General features: G+C 56.6%; 16 protein-coding genes. 10 read left to right on the forward strand and 6 right to left on the reverse strand.

The annotated features are described in order from the left end of the window. The first annotated feature begins 92 nt into the window (after positions 1–92). The 6 genes from H8S11_RS01530 to H8S11_RS01555 all read left to right on the forward strand — a co-directional run bounded on the left by H8S11_RS01530 (position 93) and on the right by H8S11_RS01555 (position 10,582). Positions 93–2,540 (forward strand): MMPL family transporter, encoded by a 2,448-nt coding sequence (locus tag H8S11_RS01530; protein ID WP_186851939.1) that lies wholly within the window; start codon positions 93–95, stop codon positions 2,538–2,540. Continuing rightward, positions 2,521–7,335, forward strand: coding sequence for a methyl-accepting chemotaxis protein (locus H8S11_RS01535; RefSeq protein ID WP_186851940.1), 4,815 nt, complete (start codon positions 2,521–2,523; stop codon positions 7,333–7,335). The genes H8S11_RS01530 and H8S11_RS01535 overlap by 20 nt, the downstream gene beginning before the upstream one ends. Positions 7,336–7,337: 2 nt before the next feature. After that, a complete protein-coding gene (locus H8S11_RS01540; protein ID WP_186851941.1) occupies positions 7,338–7,934 on the forward strand; it encodes a cytidylate kinase-like family protein in 597 nt (198 codons plus the stop codon). 133 nt (positions 7,935–8,067) lie between these two features. Then, positions 8,068–8,613, forward strand: a complete 546-nt coding sequence (locus H8S11_RS01545; RefSeq protein ID WP_186851942.1) for a sigma-70 family RNA polymerase sigma factor — start codon at positions 8,068–8,070, stop codon at positions 8,611–8,613. Continuing rightward, positions 8,606–10,081 (forward strand): TgpA N-terminal domain-containing protein, encoded by a 1,476-nt coding sequence (locus tag H8S11_RS01550; protein ID WP_186851943.1) that lies wholly within the window; start codon positions 8,606–8,608, stop codon positions 10,079–10,081. Before H8S11_RS01545 ends, H8S11_RS01550 begins: the two co-directional genes overlap by 8 nt. Before the next feature lie 279 nt (positions 10,082–10,360). After that, positions 10,361–10,582: an HPr family phosphocarrier protein gene (locus H8S11_RS01555; protein WP_147571468.1), complete on the forward strand. Its 222-nt coding sequence runs from the start codon at positions 10,361–10,363 to the stop codon at positions 10,580–10,582. A gap of 42 nt (positions 10,583–10,624) precedes the next feature. On the opposite strand, the gene H8S11_RS01560 is transcribed toward H8S11_RS01555, so the two are convergent. From H8S11_RS01560 to H8S11_RS01580, 5 genes are all read right to left on the reverse strand, one after another. Continuing rightward, the gene (locus tag H8S11_RS01560) at positions 10,625–12,727 is read right to left on the reverse strand and encodes a sodium-translocating pyrophosphatase (RefSeq protein ID WP_186851944.1); all 2,103 of its coding nucleotides are present in this window, start codon (positions 12,725–12,727) and stop codon (positions 10,625–10,627) included. 211 nt (positions 12,728–12,938) lie between these two features. Continuing rightward, a complete protein-coding gene (locus tag H8S11_RS01565; protein ID WP_186851945.1) occupies positions 12,939–14,375 on the reverse strand; it encodes a TrkH family potassium uptake protein in 1,437 nt (478 codons plus the stop codon). 36 nt (positions 14,376–14,411) lie between these two features. Further along, entirely contained in the window at positions 14,412–14,732 is a 321-nt protein-coding gene (locus H8S11_RS01570; RefSeq protein WP_186851946.1) for a hypothetical protein, read from the reverse strand. Between the two features lie 4 nt (positions 14,733–14,736). Then, complete coding sequence (gene trkA, locus H8S11_RS01575) at positions 14,737–16,128, reverse strand: Trk system potassium transporter TrkA (RefSeq protein ID WP_147571460.1); 1,392 nt, start codon at positions 16,126–16,128, stop codon at positions 14,737–14,739. A gap of 93 nt (positions 16,129–16,221) precedes the next feature. Next, positions 16,222–16,929 (reverse strand): hypothetical protein, encoded by a 708-nt coding sequence (locus tag H8S11_RS01580; protein WP_147571459.1) that lies wholly within the window; start codon positions 16,927–16,929, stop codon positions 16,222–16,224. A gap of 229 nt (positions 16,930–17,158) precedes the next feature. On the opposite strand from H8S11_RS01580, the gene udp reads away from it, so the two are divergent. Beyond that, positions 17,159–17,932, forward strand: coding sequence for a uridine phosphorylase (udp, locus tag H8S11_RS01585; RefSeq protein ID WP_147571458.1), 774 nt, complete (start codon positions 17,159–17,161; stop codon positions 17,930–17,932). A gap of 47 nt (positions 17,933–17,979) precedes the next feature. Here the strand turns inward: udp and H8S11_RS01590 are convergent, their stop codons facing one another. Then, positions 17,980–19,752 (reverse strand): Na/Pi cotransporter family protein, encoded by a 1,773-nt coding sequence (locus H8S11_RS01590; protein WP_186851947.1) that lies wholly within the window; start codon positions 19,750–19,752, stop codon positions 17,980–17,982. Between the two features lie 303 nt (positions 19,753–20,055). On the opposite strand from H8S11_RS01590, the gene sigK reads away from it, so the two are divergent. From sigK to H8S11_RS01605, 3 genes are all read left to right on the forward strand, one after another. Beyond that, positions 20,056–20,751, forward strand: coding sequence for an RNA polymerase sporulation sigma factor SigK (gene sigK / locus H8S11_RS01595; RefSeq protein ID WP_186851948.1), 696 nt, complete (start codon positions 20,056–20,058; stop codon positions 20,749–20,751). A gap of 303 nt (positions 20,752–21,054) precedes the next feature. Further along, the gene (locus H8S11_RS01600; protein WP_147571449.1) at positions 21,055–22,110 is read left to right on the forward strand and encodes a TAXI family TRAP transporter solute-binding subunit; all 1,056 of its coding nucleotides are present in this window, start codon (positions 21,055–21,057) and stop codon (positions 22,108–22,110) included. A gap of 33 nt (positions 22,111–22,143) precedes the next feature. Further along, on the forward strand, positions 22,144–22,641 hold the full coding sequence (locus tag H8S11_RS01605) for a DUF1850 domain-containing protein (protein WP_147571448.1): 498 nt from the start codon (positions 22,144–22,146) through the stop codon (positions 22,639–22,641). Positions 22,642–22,709: the final 68 nt, after the last annotated feature.

Below are 22,709 nucleotides of genomic sequence, written 5' to 3' on the forward strand. Positions count from 1 at the left end.
CGGGATTGACCTTTGCTGGAGCCGCCTCTATTTGAATATAATAAAGTGTTATGATAATGGTGTATTGCGGGTAGTAAAGGAGCCGCCAAGAGATGAAAAAAGGAAACAAGGATCAGGAGAGTGTTATGGTGCGTCTTGCCACCTTTGTTGTGGACAAACGGAACCTGTTTTTCCTGCTGGTCATTATCGGTACCATATTCACGCTGTTTTCCAGAAACTGGGTGGAGGTAGAGAACGATCTCTCCTCCTATCTGCCCATCCACTCCACCACCCGCCAGGGACTGGATGTGATGGAGGAGCAGTTCACCACCTTCGGTACCGCGGATCTGATGGTGGCCAACATTTCTCTGGAGGAGGCCCGTCGGGTGAAGGCGGAGCTCCTGGAGCTGGACGGCGTGCAGAGCGTGGAATTCGATGACACAACAGACCACTATGCCCATGCCTCCGCCCTCTATTCGCTTACCTTTGACTATGACGAGGACGATGAGAGGTGCCTGGAGGCCCTGGACAGGGCCAGGGAGAGCCTCACTGGCTGGGATGTGTTCGTATCCACGGAGCTGGGCAACACCAAGGGGGATATCATTGACGCTGAAGTCAATGTCATCATGGTCTATGTGGCGGTGATCGTGCTAGTGGTGCTCTTGCTGACCTCACAGACTTACGCCGAGGTCCCTGTGCTTATCCTGACCTTTGTTACGGCCATGATTTTGAACCTGGGCAGCAATTTCCTGCTGGGAAAAATCTCCTTCGTGTCCAATTCCGTGACCAGCATCCTCCAGCTTGCCCTGTCCCTGGACTACGCCGTGATCTTCTGTAACCGCTTCAAAGAGGAGCATCAGACACTGCCCATCCGGGAGGCGACCATCATAGCTCTCAGCAAAGCCATTCCGGAGATCAGCGCCAGCTCACTGACCACCATCGGTGGGCTGGTGGCCATGATGTTCATGCAGTTCAAGCTGGGACCTGATATGGCGGTCTGCCTGATTAAAGCCATCCTGTTTGCCCTACTGGCTGTATTTGTGGTGATGCCGGGCCTGCTGATCCTGTTCGGTCCGCTGATGGACAAGACACAGCACCGCAGCTTTATCCCAAAGATCCCCTTTGTAGGAAAATTTGCCTATCTGTCCCGATTCGTGATACCGCCTGTATTTCTGGTCCTGGTGGTCCTGGGTATCCATTTCTCCTCGGACTGTCCCTATGTCTATGGGTACGGGAGCATCGAAACGCCGAAACTGAATGAGGTGCAGATTGCCTCCCAGATGATCGAGGAGAATTTTACATCGAAAAACCTTGTGGCGCTTATGGTGCCCACCGGCGACTACGAGAAGGAACGGATGATCCTGGACGAGTTGGAACAATATACGGAAGTGGACTACACCATGGGGTTGTCCAATGTGGAGGCGATGGACGGCTATATGCTGGCCGACCGGCTAACGCCCAGACAGTTTGCCGAACTGGCGGATCTGGATTATGAGTTGGCCAAGCTGGTCTATACAGCATACGCGGTCAAGAATGAGGACTATGGACGGATCATTGGCGGCATTTCCGCCTACCGGGTCCCGCTGATGGATATGTTTCTGTTTATCTGTGACCAGCTGGACGAGGGCTATGTCACCTTAGACAAGGAGCAGACCGATGATTTGGACGAGGCGCGGGAGCAGATTGAACATGCCAAGCTGCAGCTCCAAGGAAGCGAATATGACCGGATGCTGGTCTATCTGACCCTGCCTGAGGGGGGAGAGGAGACCTACGCCTTTCTGGATACGGTCCAGGAAACTGCCCAGAAATATTACCCAGGAGAGAGTATTTACCTGGCTGGAAACTCCACCACAGAGGCTGATTTTAAGGCCGCGTTTGCCACGGACAACACGGTGGTCAGCGTGGTGTCCATCCTCATCGTCCTGGTGGTGCTGCTGTTCACCTTTCGATCTGCGGGGATGCCGGTACTGTTGATCCTGGTCATCCAGGGCAGTATCTGGATCAATTTCTCCATTCCGGCCTTCACCGGGACCCCGCTGTTTTTCCTCAGCTATCTGGTAGTCAGTTCTATCCAGATGGGGGCTAACATCGACTATGCCATCGTGATCGCTAGCCGCTACATGGAGCTGAAAGACCAAATGGACCACAGACAGGCCATCATTGAAACAATGAATTTTGCCTTTCCCACCATTGTTACATCGGGCAGTATTTTGACCGTGGCCGGCCTGCTCATCGGGCAGATGACGTCAGAGGCGGCCATCGTGGGTATCGGGCAAAGCCTTGGGCGGGGAACGATTTTGTCCATTGTTCTGGTCATGTTTGTCCTGCCTCAGATTCTGTTGATTGGCGGCGCGGTGGTGGAAAAGACATCCTTTTCCGTGCCCAGCGCGGTGAAAAAACACAGGGCCAGCGGGCGGGTCCGAGTAGATGGGCTGGTGCGGGGAGAGATATCTGGCACCATCAGCGGCACCGTCCATGCCATCGTAGACGGAGATGTGGATCTGAACCTGATCTCAGGTTATGCGCAGGAGGAGGCAGAGCATGAAACGCAAGAGAACTGATTGGATCAGGAGAGCGGTCAGTGTCCTGCTCACCCTTATCCTGTGTGCCCAGGCAGCAGGCCCTATACTGGCGGTGGAAGACGGGGTGATCCGGATCACTTGCGCCGAGGACCTTCTGGAACTGTCCCGTAATTGTGCGCTGGACACCTGGTCCCAGGGCAAGCACGTGGCGCTGACAGCGGATATCTCTCTGGCGGGTACGGGATATACCCCGATCCCCACGTTCGGCGGTACCTTTGACGGTGGCGGCTATACTATCAGCGGGTTGGACCTGTCAAGCGGGCTGACCCCGGCGGGCGTGTTCGGCACCCTGCAGGAGGGCGCGGTGGTAAAGGACCTCCATGTGACCGGCAGTATTGAGCCGTCTGGCCATGGCTCGTCCATAGGGGGCATCGCGGGAGAGAACTATGGCGTGATCGCGGCCTGCTCCTTCTCCGGGACGATTACCGGGACAGACCGGGTGGGAGGCATTGCCGGACTGAACGGGCTGACAGGTAAGATCCAGGGTTGTTCTGCCGCCGGAGGTATCACTGGAAAGAGCATGACTGGCGGCATCGCTGGCGAAAACTGCGGTGTGCTGTCGGGATGCCGAAACAATAGCTATGTCAATATTACCAGCACAGACCCTGGGCTCGAGCTGACGAATTTGGATCTGGATGTGTCCAAGTCTCTGTTTACCCTGAGCGCGCTGGATACGGTGAATATCGCCACGGATACTGGAGGTATAGCAGGGTACTCATCTGGTATGGTTCTCAGCTGCATCAATGCCGGTGTTGTCGGATATCCCCACATCGGCTACAACGTAGGCGGCATTGCGGGGCGAAGCTGCGGCCATGTGGCCTACTGCGTCAACCGCGGACAGGTATTCGGCCGCAAGGATATCGGCGGTATCGTTGGCCAGGCAGAGCCCTACATTGTGCTGAATTTATCAGAGGATATGCTGGATACCATTCAGAAGGAGCTGGACCGCCTGGGAGGGCTGGTAGACCGGGCGGCGGACCACGCCGATGGAGCCGCCGGCCGGATCTCAGACAATCTGGATGCCATCGGAGCCTCCGTTGATGACGCCACCGGACACGCCAAGGACTTGACAGATCGTCTGTCAGACTACGGGGACGAGGTGATTACAGAAATCAACCGGGGCAGCGACATCCTGGCTGACGCCCTAGATCAGATGGCGGACATCTCCAGCGATGCTACCGGCTTTGCGGAAGAACTGACGGACAGTTTGGACCTGATGGAGGATGCCCTGCGGGAGTTGGCCCGGATCGATGGCTCCCAGGCGGTAGATGAACTGGAGCGGGCGGCGGACAGCATCGAGAAGGCCGGCCGGCTGCTGAAAAGCGGCATAGGAAAGATCATCGACGGGTTGGAACAGCTGCGGAACTTCGTCCGCATTGAGGATGAGACTGGCAGCCGGGAGGCCCTGGAAAAGATCGAGGAGGGGGTTGGAGAGACCGCCCAGGCGGCAGAGGAGCTGGGAAGAGCCATGGATCTGGCGGCCCAGTCCGGCGTGGTGGAAGACGTGGCCGCCCAGAGCATGGAGGAGCTGAGGGGAGAGATGGGGCAGATTTCTGATGCCCTGACCCAGGTGGGCGGCGGCGCGGAAACCGTGCGTCTGAACATCTCTTTCGATTTGGAGGATATCCGGGAGGGCCTGCGGCAGATCCGGAGTGGTGTGAAAAACGTGGTGGACTCCTCCGGCGCGGCCATGAAGGCGGTGGACAGCCTGGGGGATGCCCTGGATGAGTTGAAGGCCGTGGGGCAGGAACTGAGTGACGGCCTGGACGCCCTGGCGGATGCCGTGAGCTCGTTTGAACAGGCGGGAGAAACTGGGACAGAAGTGTTTGCTGGGCTGGAGGATCTGTTCGGCTACTTGGCTGGGGTGGACCCTATCCAGATCGCCCACCCTGGGGAGGAGGTCAGCGCCGCCTCTGATGCCCTCTATGACACGATGGAACGGCTGAACGACCAGATGGGCCTCCTGAATGACACGGCTGCCGCCTCGGTAGGCGACTTGACCGGCGACATCCGGGCCATTAGTGCCCAGGTCGGGGTGGTGACAGATACTCTGATTGACGCCATCCGGGAGATCGAAAATTACGACCTGGAAGACAGTATCTCGGATACCTCAGAGGAGAATATCGACCAGGTGACCAGCGGCAGGCTCCTGTCCTGCTCCAACACGGCGGCCATCTCCGGGGATCTCAATGTAGGCGGAGTGGCTGGCTCCATGGCAGTGGAGTATGAGCTGGACCCTGAGGATGACCTGATTTCCAACAGCGCGCCTATCTACCGGAGAGCCTATGAGCTGAAGGCCATCCTCCAGCGGTGTACCAACACCGGAGCCGTAGTTGGCCGGCGGGACCATGTAGGCAGTGTCTGCGGCCGGATGGATTTGGGGCTTATCCTGGAGTGTGAGGCCTACGGCAGCGCGGAGAGCGAGAACGGAGACTATGTGGGCGGTGTCGCCGGCTATGCGGTGGGGACGATACGGGAGAGTTTTGCCAAATGCGCCCTGTCCGGAAAGCGTTATGTGGGCGGTATCGTGGGGGCCGCCGGAACCAGGGACTCCGGGGGATCAGTCACCGGGTGCTGTTCCTTCGTCCTTATCCCAGAGTATGAGGAGTATGCCGGTGCGATATCCGGCACAGATCAGGGCCTATTCCAGAATAACCGATTTGTGTCAGACGATTTGGCTGGCCTAAACCGCGTCAGTGCCGCCGGCCGAGCGGAACCTATTTCCTACGAACAACTGCTCCAGATGGAGGATATCCCCACCCCTATGAAGCGGCTGGAGCTGCGTTTCTGGGCGGATGGCCGAGTGATCCAGACGGTCCCCTTTGACTATGGCGCTTCCTTTGACGATTCGATTTTGCCGGAGATCCCCCACCAGGAGGGATGCTTTGCGGTGTGGGACCGGGAGGATCTGACGGATCTGCGGTTTGACACAGATGTGACCGCGGTCTACACCGCATACCGCTCCGCGCTGTCCTCTGCCCAACTGCGGGACGACGGCCGGCCGGTCCTCTTTGTAGAGGGGGAGTTCGACCAGGGGGACAGTCTGGAAGCCAGGCTGCTGGAAACGAGGGAGGATTATCCTAGACAGCTCCAGACCCTGGCGGACCGTCGTAGGGTCTTAGAGCGGTGGAAGGTGACCATACCGGCGGATGGACAGTCTATTCATACGGTACGTTACCTATCTCCCAACGGAAAGACGGAGCGGACGGAGTTCTATGCTGTTTCCGAGGATAGATGGACCCGTCTGGATACGGAAACGGCTGGCAGCTATCTGCTGGTCCGGCTGGAGGGGGATACCCCTGAGATTGCGGTAGTGACCCGGACTCCAATATGGTGGGTCTGGCCGATTGCGGCGGCCCTGGTGGCCGGACTCGTGTTTTGTGCGGTGGGCTGGGCGAAACACCGCAGGCTGCTCCAAAGGGCTGTAGCACAGGACAGGGAAACGCCGGCTGGATCAGCAGGCGGCGGAAAAAAGACCCGAAGGACTCGGCTGGCCGCCGCAGTGCTGGTGCTGGCCTGTTTGATAGGGGGAGCGACGTGGTTCCTTGTTTCTGGAGGCTGGAATACCGTCGCCGCTGTCCGTCTGCTGCACCGGTATGCCCAACAGCCCGATCTGACGATAGAGATGGATGCCCAGGCGGAGGCAGGCGGTCGGCGCTACCGCATCGATGCCCTGATCGACATCGTTCAGGTGGGGGAGCATCTTACCACGAGGCTAGAACGTGATGGAGCGGCGGTATATTACAGTGATGGGATGCTCTATTTAGGAGATGGAACCTCCGTCCGTGTGGATATGGGCTTCCCGGACTACGCGGCCCTTCTGGACACAGTGGCAGGGCTATACCGGGATGGGGATATTTCCGCCTTTTCCAACAGTGGAGAGAACATATACAGCGTTACAGTAAGCGGTGAGCGGGTCTCCTCCATTCTGAAAGCGCTCTTTCCTGATTCCGCATCGTATCTGGCCTCCCTGGAGAGCCTAAACTTAGACTTGGTCGCGAAGGGGAATGAGCTTTCTGCCCTCCGACTTTGGACGAAGGGAACAGCAGATACGACGGATCACGACTGTATATCCCTGGCCGTTGAGCTGAGAATACACACCGCGGAGGGGAAGGTGGACCTGCCCCAGCCTGTACGGGCCCGTATCCTGGCCGGGGACCAGAAGGAAACGGCCCCAGACCTGCTCCGGCTGCTCTTGGCTTGGCGGAGATTGAACGCGGAGGACCCACTGGTATCCAGACTGTCCTACCAGGCGGACTGTGGCCCACTGGTAGTGGACAGCGAACTGGAGCTGTTCCGGACCTATGTGGACGGCAGAGAGGTGGTCGGGCTGAGAAAAAGCGGCCAGACCCTGTATATGGTGGATGGAGGGGTCCTGGATGAGCAGGGAGGCTCCGTGTCTGGACAGGAGGAGCTGGTCAGCCTGCCGGGCGTGCTGCTCCATCTCTGGCTGGAGGGCGGCCTGGAATATGAGGAGCGGAACGGGACCGGTCTGTACACCCTTTCCCTCCGGCAGGAGGAAATCGAAGAGGTGATCCAGGCGCTCCTGCCGGAGGCGGAAGGGCTGGACACCAGCCTGACTGCCGGGAAGCTCCAGATCGAACTGACAGACCAGGGAATCGAACGTATCTCATTCCAGGTTCGTGGCAGTGTCCATGTCCTATCTATCAACGCCCCTGTGTCTATATCCGGAAGCTTTACCTTCCCTGAGGAAACGGAGGAGATTTCGATACCGGCGCCAGTGGAGGAGGCGGTCAAGAGAGAGGAGGGATGACCATGGTACATAAGATCATCTGCATTGGGCGCCAGTTTGGCAGCGGAGGCCATGAGATTGCGGTCAGAACGGGAGCGAAGCTGGGGATCAGGGTCTATGAGAGGGACATTCTGCATCTGGCCTGCAAATATGGGGAGCTGGCGGTCAAGACGCTGGAAAAGGCGGACGAAACAGCGACCAACCCATTCCTGTTTCAAGGGGTATATGAGGGAAACCAGCACATTGTCCGGGGACTGCCCACCTCAGAGGTGCTCTTTGCCCTTCAGAGCCATGAAATACGCCGCCTGGCAAGTGAGGAGGACTGTATCTTCGTAGGCCGCTGCGCCGGTTACGTTTTGCGGGACGCGGAGGTACGGCTGCTGAAGGTTTTTGTCCGTGCCCCTTTTGAATACCGGGTGCGGAGGAAGATGGCCCAAGAGGGGCTCTCTCCAGGCAAGGCGGTCCGGATGGTCAAACGGATGGATAAGCGGCGCCGCGCCTACTATGAGCACTATACAGGGCAGGAATGGGGAAGCGGCTGTGATCTTGAGCTGGATATGGGCGCACAGACTGCTGACGAAGCGGTGGAGAAAATTGAAAAACTCTATCTCGCGCTCTAAAGAGCGAAATAGCAAATGGGGAGAGGACGCATACCGGCGTCCTCTCTCCATTTATTAAAAAGAATAATTTTTCGTGGGATATCCCCTCCAATGGGTGTATAGTAAGGTAGAGAGAACAGAGAGGGGGGAACCCATGGACGACCTGGAGCTGCTCCGGCTGCTGCGGAGCCGGGATCAGCGGGGGCTGGATCAGCTGCTGGTCCGGCACGGCCCGCTGCTGCGCTATATCCTGTGCCCAATCCTGGACGACCCGCGAGAACGGGAGGAGTGTCTGTCTGATGTGGCCCTCCAGATATGGGAGAGGGCAGACCAGTTCGACCCGGAGCGGGGTTCTCTGACCGCCTGGCTGTCGGCCATTGCTCGGAATACAGCCCTAAACCGGCGGCGGGCCGCCCGCCGCGGGACCGGGGACTGTCAGCCGCTGGACGACAGTATGCTGGACCCTGCCCCCGGACCGGAGGAGGAGCTGCTGCGCAAGGAGCGTACCCAGCGCCTGTTGCTGGCAGTGCGTCGGATGAGTGAAATCGATTGTAGTCTGTTCTACCGGAAATACTATTACCTTCAGTCTGCTGCCCAGATGGCCGCCGAATTAGGGCTGACTGAGCGCGGCGTAGAGGGGCGCCTGCGCCGAATCCGCCTACGCCTGCGCAAGGAATTGAGAGGTGAGTGGAATGTCTGACGACCGGAGCTTTGACCAGATGGTAGAGGATGGGATGTCCGCTGTACCGCCTCCGGCGGAAGTGCTGGAGGAGATCACGCCCTGGAAGCGGGCCCTTAGGCGTGTTGTCTGGGGCGTGGGGCTGACCACCATTTTAATCCATTTCCTGTGGCTGCAGTATCTGCTGCCCACCGCCGGCCTGATGCTGATGTGGCTGGGTTTCCGAACTTTGCGTCGAGAGAATGGGTGGTTTGCCCTGGGCTGGGCCATCAGTCTATACCGGGTTATGGGTCAATTTTTCCGGCTGCTGGCTAACGCCACCCTGTTGCGAATCGAGGGGACCCCCACCTGGATGTATCTGACCTTGCTTATTCCTCTGCTGCAGTATATCTGCCTGTGGCAGGGGATCAGGGCTGTCCAGCGGAAAGCCGGGCAGGAACAAAGAGCCGGCGCCGCCGGCGCGCTGGTCGTGTTTTATCTGCTCCTGACCGGACTGGCCTTCCTGGATGCGGAGGGCTGGCCGATGCTGCTGGTCCTGCTGGTCTGCTATATCGCCCTGCTCCACAACCTGGCCAGGCTGGCCAATCTCCTGGACGGAGCCGGATATGAAGTGAATGCGGCCCCTGTCCGCCTGTCTGATAGGACGGTGTGCCTGTCCTGGCTTGGGGCTCTGCTGGTCTGTCTGCCTCTGGCCACCCTCCTTTTTGGCCGGTTCCCTATGGAGTGGGTCCCGCGGCCTGCCGGGGAGCAGACGGGATGGGAGGAAACCGCAGCCCACCTTCTGGACCTGGGGGTGCCGGAGGACGTGACATCCGACCTGGCTCCGGAGGATCTGGCTGACTGTGCCGAAAGTATCCGGGCGGTGGTGGAGCAAAGGGAATTTCCCATGAATAAGGGCCGTGAGGTGCGGGAAACTGTGGGGAACAGCACCCACATCAGCCGGGTCTATGATGTGTATGAGCTGCGCCTTACCAGTGTGGCGCTGGAACTTCCTGATGGGCGGTGGAAGGTGATCCAGCACTTCCTCTGGCAGGAGGAGCCCAAGGTCCGGGGGACGGAGAGCATCCGCCTTCAAATCGCCGCAATTACGGCGGAAAGTCAGTATGCGGCTTGGGAGGAGTACCCCACAGAGTTCTCCGGACGGCTGCTCTATGACCGGGAGGGACAGACCTTTACGGGAGAGTACACCAGCCTGGGGTGGGATGAGTATACCTCAAGAGGCTTTTCCTTTGGGCCGAACCTCCAGCGGGACATGTCCGCCCAGTTCTCCCTGCCCTTGTGGGGAGAGAATTGCCGGGGCTATGTGTCCTATGTGGGGGGCAAGGGGGAGGATAAGATATACTTCTTATCCCAGATGGACTACACCCACCAGAATAGCTGGCTGTGCTATCCCCTGCTGTCGGCCTGGGAGCACCGGCAGATCCATCTGTTTGACGATGAAACCTTTAAAACAGTGCAGATGGACCTCATGGCCGGACCGGAAGATTAGAGGTATCAGACCCTCGGCCATACTGTGGCTGAGGATTTGAATTGTGATTTATATACAAAAAATGAAGATATAAATTATGCGACTTCAACAAAAATCGTCCTTGACATAGGCAAGTCCTTCCTGATACAATACGGGCGACCGCAGAAGGAGGCGGTCCGCTCGACGGCAAGAGCGACAGGAAACTGCCCCCTCCCTCCACGGGCCGACGGCATGGAGGTGAGGCACGACGGCCGCCCGCACCTTAAGAACGCGCGGGCGGATATCAAGGAGGTAATAGATATGATTTGTGAGATCGAGATCAAGAATGGTGCTCAGATCGAAAAAATAAACCGGCTGGCGGCCAAGGCCCCCTATGAGGTGTGGCTCAGTTCCGGCACTGTAATGCTGGATGCCCGCTCCCTGCTGGGGCTGTTCGCCCTGATCGGGAAGAAGGCCCATGTGGTAGCGGAGGACAACGTCGATCCCCGCGCCTTCAGCAAGCTGGTTTCCAAAATGGCCTGAAAAAAACGCCTCCGCATTTGTGCGGGGGCGGTTTTTATGTTTTTATAGCAGGTGGAAGTTGACGATCAGGCCGGAGAACACGATGGACACGGTAGATACCAACTTGATCAGGATGTTCAGGGAGGGACCGGAGGTGTCCTTGAAGGGATCGCCCACAGTGTCGCCGATGACAGCGGCCTTGTGCTGCTCCGAGCCCTTGCCGCCGTGGTGGCCAGACTCGATGTACTTCTTGGCGTTGTCCCAGGCGCCGCCGGCGTTGGACATGAATACCGCCACGGCAAAGCCGGAGACCGACACACCACCCAGCAGGCCCACCACACCTTCCACAGACAGGATCAGACCGGTGAAGATGGGAACGATGATGGCCAGCAGGGAGGGCTTCACCATCTCACGCAGGGCCCCCTTGGTACAAAGGCCCACGCAGGAGGCGTAGTCAGGATCTGTGGTGCCCTCCATGATGCCGGCGATCTCCCGGAACTGGCGGCGGACCTCTACCACGATGGACTGGGCGGCCCGCTGGACAGCGCTCATGGTGAGAGCGGCAAAGACAAAGGTGAGCATAGCGCCGATGAACAGTCCCACCAGCACAGCTGGGTTGGTGAGGGAGAGGTCAGGGGCATAATCCATCTTGGCCTTCACGATATCTACATAGCTGACCAGCAGGGCCAGGGCGGTGAGGGCGGCGGAGCCGATGGCAAAGCCCTTTCCGGTGGCGGCGGTGGTGTTGCCCAGGGAGTCCAGGGCATCGGTGCGCTCACGGACCTCATCACCCAGGCCGGACATCTCGGCAATACCGCCGGCGTTGTCAGCCACAGGGCCGTAGGCGTCGGTCGCCAGGGTGATGCCCAGGGTGGACAGCATCCCGACGGCGGCAATGCCAATGCCGTAGAGGCCCTTGGAGAACAGCTCGGTATAGTTTTCAGCAGAGGTAGTGAGAGAGCCTCCGGCAGCCAGGAAGGAGATGATGACTGCCGCGCCCACAATGAGGATGGGGGCGATGGTGGACAGCATTCCCAGGGACAGGCCGCCGATGATGGTGGTGGCGGCGCCGGTTTCTGTGGAGTCGGCCAGCCCCTGGGTGGGCTTATAGGTGTCGGAGGTGTAGTATTCGGTGAAGTAGCCGATGGCACAGCCTCCGATCAGTCCGCAGAGGATAGCGATGTAAACGCCCCAACTGCCCAGGATGAAATAGGTCAAGGGGGCGGCGATGACAGCGGCCAGGACGGCGGCGGTATAGGTGCCTTTGCGCAGGGTGCCCAGCAGCTCACGCTGGCTGGCTCCCTCTTTGGTTCGGATCAGGAAGGAGCCAAAAATGGAGCACAGAATGCCCACCACAGCCAGAGCAATGGGGAGTAGCATAGCCTCCCAGCTGCTGCCGGGATAAGCGGCCACACCTAGAGCGAAGGTGGCCAGGATAGAACCCACATAGCTCTCATACAGGTCGGCGCCCATGCCGGCCACGTCACCCACATTGTCACCTACGTTGTCAGCGATGGTTGCGGGGTTGCGGGGATCGTCCTCCGGAATGCCAGCCTCTACCTTACCTACCAGGTCGGCGCCCACGTCGGCGGCTTTGGTGAAGATACCGCCTCCCACACGGGCGAACAGAGCCATGAAGGAGGCGCCCATGCCAAACATAACCATGGTCTGGGCAATTTTGGCGGCGTCATAGTGAGCCACATACTTCAAAATATGGAACCACACCGAGATATCCAGCAGACCTAATCCTACCACAGTGAAGCCCATGACTGCGCCGGAGGAAAAGGCTACATTCAACCCTTTGTTCAGGCTCTCGCTGGCCGCCTGGGCGGTGCGGGCGTTGGCAGAGGTGGCGATCTTCATCCCCACAAAGCCGGCTAGAGCGGAGTAGATGCCGCCGGTGAGGAAGGCAAAGGGAATAAACCAGTTATCCAGCATATGGAACCTTGCCAGAGCCAGCAGTATCAAAAACACCACGAAAAAGACCTTGGACACCGTGGCATACTGGTGCTTCAAATAGGCGTTTGCACCCTGCCGGATAGCGGCGGCGATCTTTTTCATGGTGTCGTTGCCCTCGGAGAAGGCCCGGACCCTGTTGCTTTGGAGCCAGGCGAACAACAGTGCCACCGCAGCTCCCACTAATCCGATCCAGAACAATCTATCCAAATCTTACACGCTCCTTTGATACGATAAGCAAATTCTAAATATAGAATCAAATTGCTTAATCGTAAGGTTATAAAAGTATTTTACCACATAACAAAAAAATTGCAAGTCAAAATAACGGGAGATTCAAAAAAGATAGCAGTGACAGAAAGGGCGGAAGTAGCCGAAAAAGGCCCGGCCATTTCCAAGGAAATGGCCGGGCCGCTTGTAAAAATCAGGTGTGTCGCCAGGCTTGACGGCTGAAAAGGACCAGAATGGGGAAGATTTCCAGACGCCCGATAATCATACACAGTGACATGACTATCTTGGACAGATGGGAGAAGGCGGAAAAATTACCGGTGGGACCCACCAGCTCCAAACCAGGACCCACGTTGCTGATACAGGTAAGGGCGGAACTGAAAGATACGGAGAAGGGAAAATCGTCTAAAGAAATGATCAGGGTGGCAGCTAATATGATGAAAAGATAGCTGCCGACAAAAACGCTAATAGAACGTAGTGTGTCCTCTTCCACCACCTTGCCGTCCAGCTTAACTACCTCGACAGACCGGGGATGAATAACCCGGTGGATCTCCCGCCGAATGGAACGGAGCAGAATCAATACCCGAGAGCACTTGATGCCTCCTCCGGTAGAGCCAGCACAGGCGCCGCAGAACATAAGGAGCACTAGAATTGTCTGGGAGAAATGGGGCCAGAGTACAAAATCCGCGGTAGCGAAGCCAGTGGTAGAGATGATAGAGGCTACCTGGAACACGGAATATCGGAGGCTCTCCCAAATACTGGTATAGAGGGGAGCGATGTCTATGGCAATCAGGATGGTGGCGCCTGTCACCACTAGCAGGAAAAACCGGAGCTCGTCGCTGGAGAGGGCTTCCCGCCATTTCCGGGTGAGCAGCAGGAAATAGACCGCGAAATTCAGTGAAAACAGAAGAATAAAGACGGTAATAATCAAGTCGATGGCCACACTGCCATAAGCGCCCACGCTGGCATTCCGGTTGGAAAAGCCCCCGGTACCGGCGGAGGAAAAAGCGTGAATAAAGGAATCATACAGCGGCATACCGGCTAGTTTCAGACACAGAACCTCTGTCAGGGTGAGGACGCAATAGATACTGTACAGGATTTTAGAGGTCTGGGCCTGCTTGGGTACCAGCTTGGAGAAGACCGGACCGGGGCTCTCCGCCTGGGTCAGGTAGTGAGAGCGGATACCGAGAGAGGGTACGATAGCAGTGGCTAACACTAATACGCCCATACCGCCCAGCCAATGGGTGAGGGAGCGCCAGAAGAGGATGCCTTTGGAGCAGGCCTCAATATCAGCTAGGATTGTGGCACCAGTAGTGGTGAAGCCGGAGGCGGATTCAAACAGACAGTCTGTAAAGGAGGAAAACTCCCCAGAGAAGTAAAAGGGGAGCGCCCCGGCCACGCTGACCAGCAGCCAGATCAGGCCGACAGCAGCGAAGCCGTCCCGCAGAAAAAAGCCAGACCCAGTCCGCATTAGAGAGAGGGGAAGGCAGGTGCACAGGAGAACGGCGATGCTGGTCAAAAAGGGGAGAGGACTTTCGCCATAGAGCAGAGACACCCCCAGAGGAAGCAGCATGGAGCCGGCAATTAGCAGCTCTACGCGGCCGAGGAGTTTCAGGATGAGCTTGACATTCATATAGGGCCTCCGGGAAAATAATATCGGGAAAAAAGATCAGATGTGCCGCCAAGCCTCACGGCTGAAAAGGACCAGGATGGGGAAGAGCTCCAGACGGCCGATGGCCATGCACAGAGACATGACCAGTTTGGACAGGTAGGAAGAGTGACCGGTAGGTTCTATCAGATCCAGCCCGGTCCAGACATTGCTCAAACTGGTCAAAGCGGAGGTGAGGGAGACTGGAAAGGAGTGCCCATCCAGAGAGAGGATCAGGGAGGTCCCCAGTAGAAGGAGGGGAAAGCAACCGAAAGACGCCAGGGCAGGGGGAAGGACCGACTCCAACCCTTTTAGCTCCGCCTGCCCTAACAGTTTCAACATAAGTTTAAGGCTCTCCAGGGTGGGGGAACGGGCCATCGTCCTCGTAGATGTCGTTTAAATCCAGGATGAGTCTGCCGCGGGAGATCAGAATGACGGAATCTCCCTCCTGAATAGAGGAGGAACCCTCAGGGATGATGATGTCCCGCCCACGCATGATGACGGCGATCAGAATGCCGCTTTTCAGACGGAGATCCTTCAGGGGAACATTCAGATAACGGGTAGTAGAACGCACGGTAAACTCCATGGCCTCAGCCGCGCCGTCAGCGATGCGGTGGAGTGAATTCATCACGCTGCCTTGAGAGTTCTGCATCCCGCGGACCCGGTGAAGGATCTGGGCGGCAGTGATGGCCTTGGGAGAGATAACACTTTCCAGACCGATGGCCCGGGCAATGCCGGCATAATTCTGGCGGTTGGCCTTGGCGACTACCTTGGGTATGCCCTGCTGCATGGCATATAGGGAGATGATCAGATTGTCCTCGTCCCGGTCCGTGAGGGCTACAAAGGCGTCAGAAGCGGAAAAACGCTCCGACTCCAGCAGCTCCTGATCGGAACCATCGCCATGGATTACCATGGACTTGGGGAATTTTTCACTGATGAGACGACACTGGGCCTCGTCCAATTCCACGATTTTCAGCTTCATCCCCATCTTCTCCAGAATGCGTGCTAAGTAGACAGAGATCTTGCCGCCGCCCAGAATAAAGACATGGTGGACCTTCTGAGCGTATCGGCCCAGCAGGCGGAAAAACTGATCCAGACTTTCCGGACGTCCTACCAGATACAGCTTGTCCCCAATTTGAGGAACAAAGGAGCCATTGGGAATGACCACCGATTTTCCCCGTTCTACAGCACAGAACAGCAGGGACAGTTCCTTGACCTGGGGAGGCAAAGAGTAGAAGGGGGTGCCAACGAGAAAATCTCCATCCTGTAGGCGAAAGCCCATCAGCTCCACACGGCCCCGAAAGAACGTTTCAATGTTGGCGGCGGGAGGGAAACGGAGCAGGCGGGAAATCTCAATGGCGGTGGCGTTCTCTGGATTGATGACCATGTCGATCTTCAGATTCCGGCGCAACTCTACCAGGCTATTAGAATACTCCAGGTCACGGATACGGGCGATGGTGTAGCCGGTGCCCATGTTTTTTGCGGTCAGGCAGCAGACCATATTGACCTCATCTGAATTGGTGGCCGCGACCAGCAGGTCGGCGGTATCCGCCCCGGCCTCCCGCAGAGTGGAGGTGGAGACACCGTTCCCGTGGATAACCATGACGTCCAGCATATCGGAGGCCCGGCGCAGAGACTCCTCCCGCAGATCCACGATGGTGACGTCGTGCTGCTCCCGGACCAGCTGTTCTGCCAGCGTGAAGCCGACTTTTCCGCTGCCTACAATGATGATTTTCATGTAAAATATCCTTTCGCGTATGATATCATACTCTGCTTTCACCAGAGCAGGAGGGAATGTTTTTCAGAACATATAGAGACAGAGAAGCGGACTTTAGATCGTCCACTCACCGTGTACTACACCTACCAGCAGCCAGCCAGACTCTCCCAGCTCGAATACCAGCTTTAAGGAGCACCAGTCTAACCCCTCGTTCACTGGGTCAATACTGGGGATACAAAAGTCCACGAATCGGCAACCAGGGTAAGCCGTAGTAATATTCTCCAGGGCGTTGCCGCTAATCATAATCTGGTCGATGCCGATCTCACTGGCCTGGGTGTAGTCCTGGTTGAATACATACCGGTCCACATATTGGGATATCGTCATCTGGATAGGGTTGCCTCGGCCATCTTCAAAGCCCCAGGTGTAGACCCGGGGGTCCTCTTCCAGCCCCTGGATTTGGGCCGCGGAAAGGGTCAGGTCTTGCTCAAGATTTACGGTAGAGTACGGGGTAAAGGTCACGCCCTTTTCGGGGTGGACAAATGAGGCCACCTGACCGTAATCCTCCTCTTTCAGGGCATGGAGAACAGCACAGGCGGTGTTGAGCAGGGGAAAGTTGTCCGGGGGCAGGGGGGTAGATGATTCTGTCTGGGTGGAGCTGTCTGTGACAGAAGAAGAGCCAGGGGCGGGAGCGTTGGACAGGGCGCTGGGGGTAGGAGGAAGGATAACAGTTTCCCGAAGGGACCAAGGAAAGGGAAAGATGCCACCTAATAAAAAACCAATCAGTAGACAGATTGCGGCCGCAGGGAATATAGAACGCTTCAAAATAGGACCTCCTTCATGGCGGTGTAAATAGAATGACAGGCCCATCCCTCCCTGAATGAATCAAGGAAGGGGTAAAATAGCACAATTATAGTAAGGCCAATTATAGTATAGTTCCACAGAAAGGTCAAGATTGACAGATAGGCTTTTAGGTGCCCGCCACAAATATATTGTTTCGAGTGGAAAGTCATGCTAAAATAAACCAGATATCAGGAAAAAGGAGGTCATTCCCATGAATGAGCAGGAGCGGGACATACAGTTCCATATCCAGTGCAGGCCGGGAGACGTGGGGGGATACTGTATTCTTCCGGGTGACCCGGGGCGGTGTGAGTCCATCGCCCGCTGTTTTGACCAGCCTGTCCATATAAGGACCAACCGGGAATATGTGGTCTATACCGGTACCCTGTTGGGAGAAAAAGTGTCGGTGTGTTCTACCGGCATTGGTGGACCCTCCGCGGCCATTGCGATGGAGGAGCTGGCGAACATCGGTGCACATACCTTTGTCCGAGTGGGGACCTGTGGGGGAATCGACTTGGCTGTCCGAAGCAACGATGTGGTGGTGGCCACCGGTGCTGTCCGGATGGAGGGGACAAGCCGGGAGTACGCCCCCATCGAGTGGCCCGCAGTCCCTAACTTTGCGGTCACCTGTGCCTTGGTTCAGGCGTGCCGGACCTTGGGCTACCCTTGGCATGCCGGGGTGGTCCAGTGTAAGGACTCCTTCTATGGTCAGCATTCTCCAGGCAGGATGCCGGTGTCCTATGAGTTGGAGCAGAAATGGGAGGCATGGAAGCGCCTGGGGGTGCTGGCCTCTGAAATGGAGTCCGCGGCTCTCTTTGCTGTGGCGGCCAGCCGCCGGGTGCGGTGTGGATCTGTGTTCCATGTGATTTGGAACCAGGAGCGGGAGCAGGCGGGCTTGGATCAGGAGGAGTCCCACGACACCTCCTCCGCCATCCAAGTTGGGGTGGAGGCTGTTCGGCTGCTGATTGCCCAGGACCTCGCGAAATAGAAGCAAGAGCCGCCCGTGAGGGCGGCTCTTGCCATGTAGAAAACAGGTCAGGAGATGGGCTGGTAGTACTTTTCAGTGGCCTGGGCGAACAGCTGGTCAAATTGGGGTGATCCGCCCTGGTGGAGCTGGTGGAGATAGGCGTGGATGTCCGAACGGACTAGGGAGCCTTTCTCGGCCGCTTGGTGGATGACGCGGACGGCGGCATTGGAGCAATGGTCAGAGATGCGCTCCAGGTTAGTTAGCAGCTCCAGGAACTGGGTGCCCACCTCTACCGTACACTCTCCGGTTTTCAGCCGCTCCACATGGCGCTCCCGCAGAGCGGCGGTGATTAGGTCCACCACTTCCTCCAAAGGCTCTACCTGGAAGGCGGCGTAGGCGTCGTGGGCACGGTAGGCCTCCAGCACCTGGTTCAGGGCCTCTCCTACGGCGGCGCACAGGGAGTCAAGCTCGGCCTGTGCCTTGGGGGAGAAGGAGAGAGCGGCGTCGTTCAGCGCGGTAGCCGACTCGGACAGGTTGACTACATAATCACCGATGCGCTCGAAATCAGACAGGGCGTGAAGCAGATCGGATACTAGGTCGCTGCCTTTGTCATCTAAGGAGTGGCGGGAGAGCTGGACCAGATATTGGTCCAAAGAGCTCTCCATATGGTCCAGCGCCTCCTCCTGCTCGTTAAGCAGATCCAACTGCTTTTGATCGTAATGGGACAGAAGCTCCACCGCCAGATGGTAGTTGTTCTTGGCCAGTTCACCCATTTGGAGGACCACGGTGCGTGCCCGTTCCAGAGCTACTGACGGAGTGGACAAGAAGCGGGGGTCTAACACCGTGGCTACCGGATCAGCGGCACCGGAGTCTGGGATCGTCCATTCCACCAGGCTGACCAACTGCCGGTTAAAAGGCAGTAGAAGGGCAGTACAAGCGATATTGAAGAAGGAATGCAGGTTCGCGATGGAGCCATAGTCCATGGTATCCTGCCAGAAGGGCAGCCCTATCAGGGCGTTGAGACCGTACAACACCACCAGGAAGAACACGGTGCCGATCACATTGAAGTATAGGTGGACGGCAGCGGTCCGTTTAGCGTTCCGGCTGGCGCCGATGCTGGACAAGATGGCAGTGACGCAGGTGCCGATGTTCTGGCCCATGATGATGGGCAGGGCGGTGGAAAATGTGACCACGCCGGAGGCGGAAAGGGCCTGTAGAATAGCCACAGAGGCGGTGGAGCTCTGGATCAAAGCCGTGATAGCCGCACCCACAGCGATGCCCAGTACCGGGTTGGAGAAGCGGATGAACAGCTGCTGGAAGGCCTCCAGCTCAGTCAAGGGGGCTAGGGCGCTCTCCATGGATTTGATACCGATGAACAGCAGCCCAAGGCCGATCAGGATCTGACCTACTGTTTTTTTGCGGCCGCTGTTGAAGAAGGAGAAAAACAGAATCCCCACAAAGGCGGTCAGTGGTCCTAGCATCTCAGGCTTCAGGAGAGCCAAAAACAAATTTTCATCGGATAGGCCGCCCAGCCGCAGGATCTGGGCTGTAATGGTGGTGCCGATGTTGGCCCCCATGATGACGCCGACAGCCTGCCGCAGCTTAAGAATGCCAGCGTTGACAAACCCGATGCACATAACGGTAGTAGCCGCGGAGGAGTGGACCATACCAGCCACCACTGCGCCTAGCAGGACACCTTTAAAAATATTATCAGTCAGCTTCTCCAAAAGGGAAGCAAGTTTTCCACTAGTCAGTTTTTCCAGGCCGGAAGTCATGGTTGACATACCGAACAGGAAGATGGCCAGGGCGCCCAGCAGGGCAATGACATCACGAATCCCCAATTTTCTTTCCTCCCATGAGGACACCCTGTCCTCATCTCCAAAATTTTACACAAACTTAACATTATAAATTATATAAGAAGAAGTGGGGCAGGTAAAGGAGTTCTTGAAATTTTTCAAAAATTTTGAAGGAAACGGAGAAAAAGGAGAGGAAATCTCCAGGAATTTGTAGGGTATGAAGGGAGGAGAACTGAGATGGAGGCGGGATCCTCGGAGAGATTTGGCCTGTCCGACAGAACAGGAGAGATATTTGGGGAATGGGGACGGGCAGAGCGGGAATAGAGTGGGGCGGAGGTGTTATCGATTATGCTGTCGCCTGTGATCTATCTGATGATGAACGGACTTTTTTTTACCCTTCGGCTGTCCGGAGGTGGAGGTTCGTTTCCCCGTCCACTAAAAGCGGCGGAGGAGAGGGAATATCTGGAACGGTGCGCCCAAGGTGACCTGGAGGCCCGAAATCTGCTGGTGGAACACAACCTTCGCCTGGTAGCTCACATCGTGAAAAAATACTATGCCCAAACCGGGGACCAGGACGATCTGATCTCCATTGGGACTATTGGGCTTATCAAAGGGATATCTACATTTAAGGCGGACAAAAACGTAAAGTTGGCGACCTATGCCAGCCGATGTATAGAAAACGAGATACTGATGCACTTCCGCTCCCAACGCAAGCTCCAGGGCGAGGTCTCTCTGGCGGATACTCTGGAGTCTGCGGGAGAGGGCGGTTCCCTGTCCCTAATGGATGTAATCGCCGTAGACGATAATATGCTGGAGGAGTTGGATACCAGGGATGCCTGCGTAAGGGTCCGCCGCTGTGTGGATACCTGCCTGACACCCAGAGAGCGCACTGTCATTACCTTGAGATATGGACTGGATGACCGCCCGCCTCGCACCCAACGGGAAATCGCGTCTCTGTGCGGCATCAGCCGCTCCTATGTATCCCGCATTGAAAAGAGGGCTTTAGAAAAGCTGCAGGAGGGGATGGATGGCTGGATGCCATAAAAAAATATCCATAGAAATCATAGGCGTTTAGCTATGGAAATAATAAAGAAACAGGAAAAAATATAGGGAAATTAAGGAGTAACAAGTAGATGTAATAAATAATTTTTTATACAAAATGTCAAGACAATTAGTGGAGGAGAGGGGGGAGGAAAAAATGATATTGCATTTTTGACATGAATGTAATATAATGGGACCGCAGTATAGGAAGCGGGTCTATGGACCAACCATGAAACGCCCTATAGGGCGTTTGCTCTTTCCAAGTGGAAAGAGCAAACGAAAAAATGGAATTGGAGGAAAGAGAACATGAAAAAGAAACTAGCACTTGCTCTGTCCATGGTCATGATCCTCAGTCTGGCACTGACCGGCTGTGGGAACAATGACAAGGGTAGCAACACCAGCTCCACTAGCGGTGGCAGCAATACCTCTGCCAGCACCTCTACTCCCAACAACGAAACTCCCTCTGGTGAGAAGGTGGATATCACCATCGCCACCGGCTCCACCAGCGCAAACTACTATGCTATCGGTAACGTAATGGCCACCGTCCTCAATCCCGTTCTGACCAAGGGGAACATCGGTGTTACCTCTACCGGCGCCTCCGCCGCTAACGTTCAGCTGCTCCAGGATAATGAGGTCAACTTCGCCATTATCCAGAACGACGTAGCTTACTATGCCGCTACTGGTACTGACCTGTTCGACGGCGAAGACCCCTATGAGGACTGGGGCGCCCTGTGTGCCCTGTATGACGAGGTGGTCCAGGTGTTCACCCTGAATCCCGACATCAAGACCTTCACTGACCTGAAGGGTAAGACCGTTTCCGTCGGCGCTTCCGGTTCCGGCGACAACTTCGCCGCTGGTCAGATTTTTGCTGAGTTTGGCATGACCTTTAACGACGTAAACCCCGTTTACCAGTCCTACTCTGACTCCGCCGAGGGCATGAAGGATGGCAAGATCGACGCCGCTTTCTGTGTGTCTGGCGCCCCCACCACCGCTCTGGTGGACTTGGCTGCGACTGCCAACAAGCCTCTGAATGTCATCACTCTGGAAGACGAGCACATTGAAAACCTGATGGCTGCTTACCCCTTCTATGCTAAGACCGTGATCCCCGCCGGCACCTATGACGGCCTGGACCGCGATACCACCACCGTCAGCATCCGCGCCATGCTGGTGTGCCGGAATGACGTGCCTGAGGATGTGGTGTATGAACTGATGACCGCTATGTTTGACAACCAGGCCAGCTTGGCTGACGGTCACGCCAAGTTTAAGGAGCTCTCCCTGGAAGGCGCTGTCGCTGGCGTCAGCATCCCCTATCATCCCGGCGCTGAGAAGTATCTGACCGAGCAGGGTGCCACTCTGAGCTGAGTGTCTGTTCTTAGACGCGACTGATAACGCTTTGTGAATAAGAACAAAGTTTTGGTAGCCGCGGCCGCGATAGTCTGTCTGGTTATCGCGGCCGCAGTGTTTATGCTCCGCCCGGAAGGCCATCTGGTCATTCGTGATGCGGAGACTGGGGAAACCTATATCTCTTATCCGTTGGAGCGGGGAGAGGAATTTTCCATCACCTTTATCCATTCCGTCAACAAGACGCCTGTGACGGATGTGTATGACGTGGATGAGAGGGGCATAATCATGCTGCGGAAGACCATCTACTATGGGTTTGGTGCCGGGGTGCCCTCTGACTTGGACCCTAAAATGGAGCTGACCTATGAAGAGGGAACAGGCGCCATGGTGGTCTCTAAGATTGATATGGAGCTTCCCAGCTTTTATCTTTTTGTGGGCACAGTATCCGATCACACGCTATCGATTGGTGGAGAGGAGATCAGTCTGCGGGATGTGTGCGGACGGAATACCAAGGTCCACATCAGCTACGAAAATTCGCGTATCTTTCCATAGCGTTTTGGAAGATCAAAGAAGCCCCCAGCTTTACGCTTTGTAAAAATTTGGTTGTGATCTCGGAGAGG

The sequence above is a fragment of the Flintibacter hominis genome (genome assembly GCF_014287965.1).
GTDB lineage: Bacteria > Bacillota > Clostridia > Oscillospirales > Oscillospiraceae > Lawsonibacter > Lawsonibacter aceti.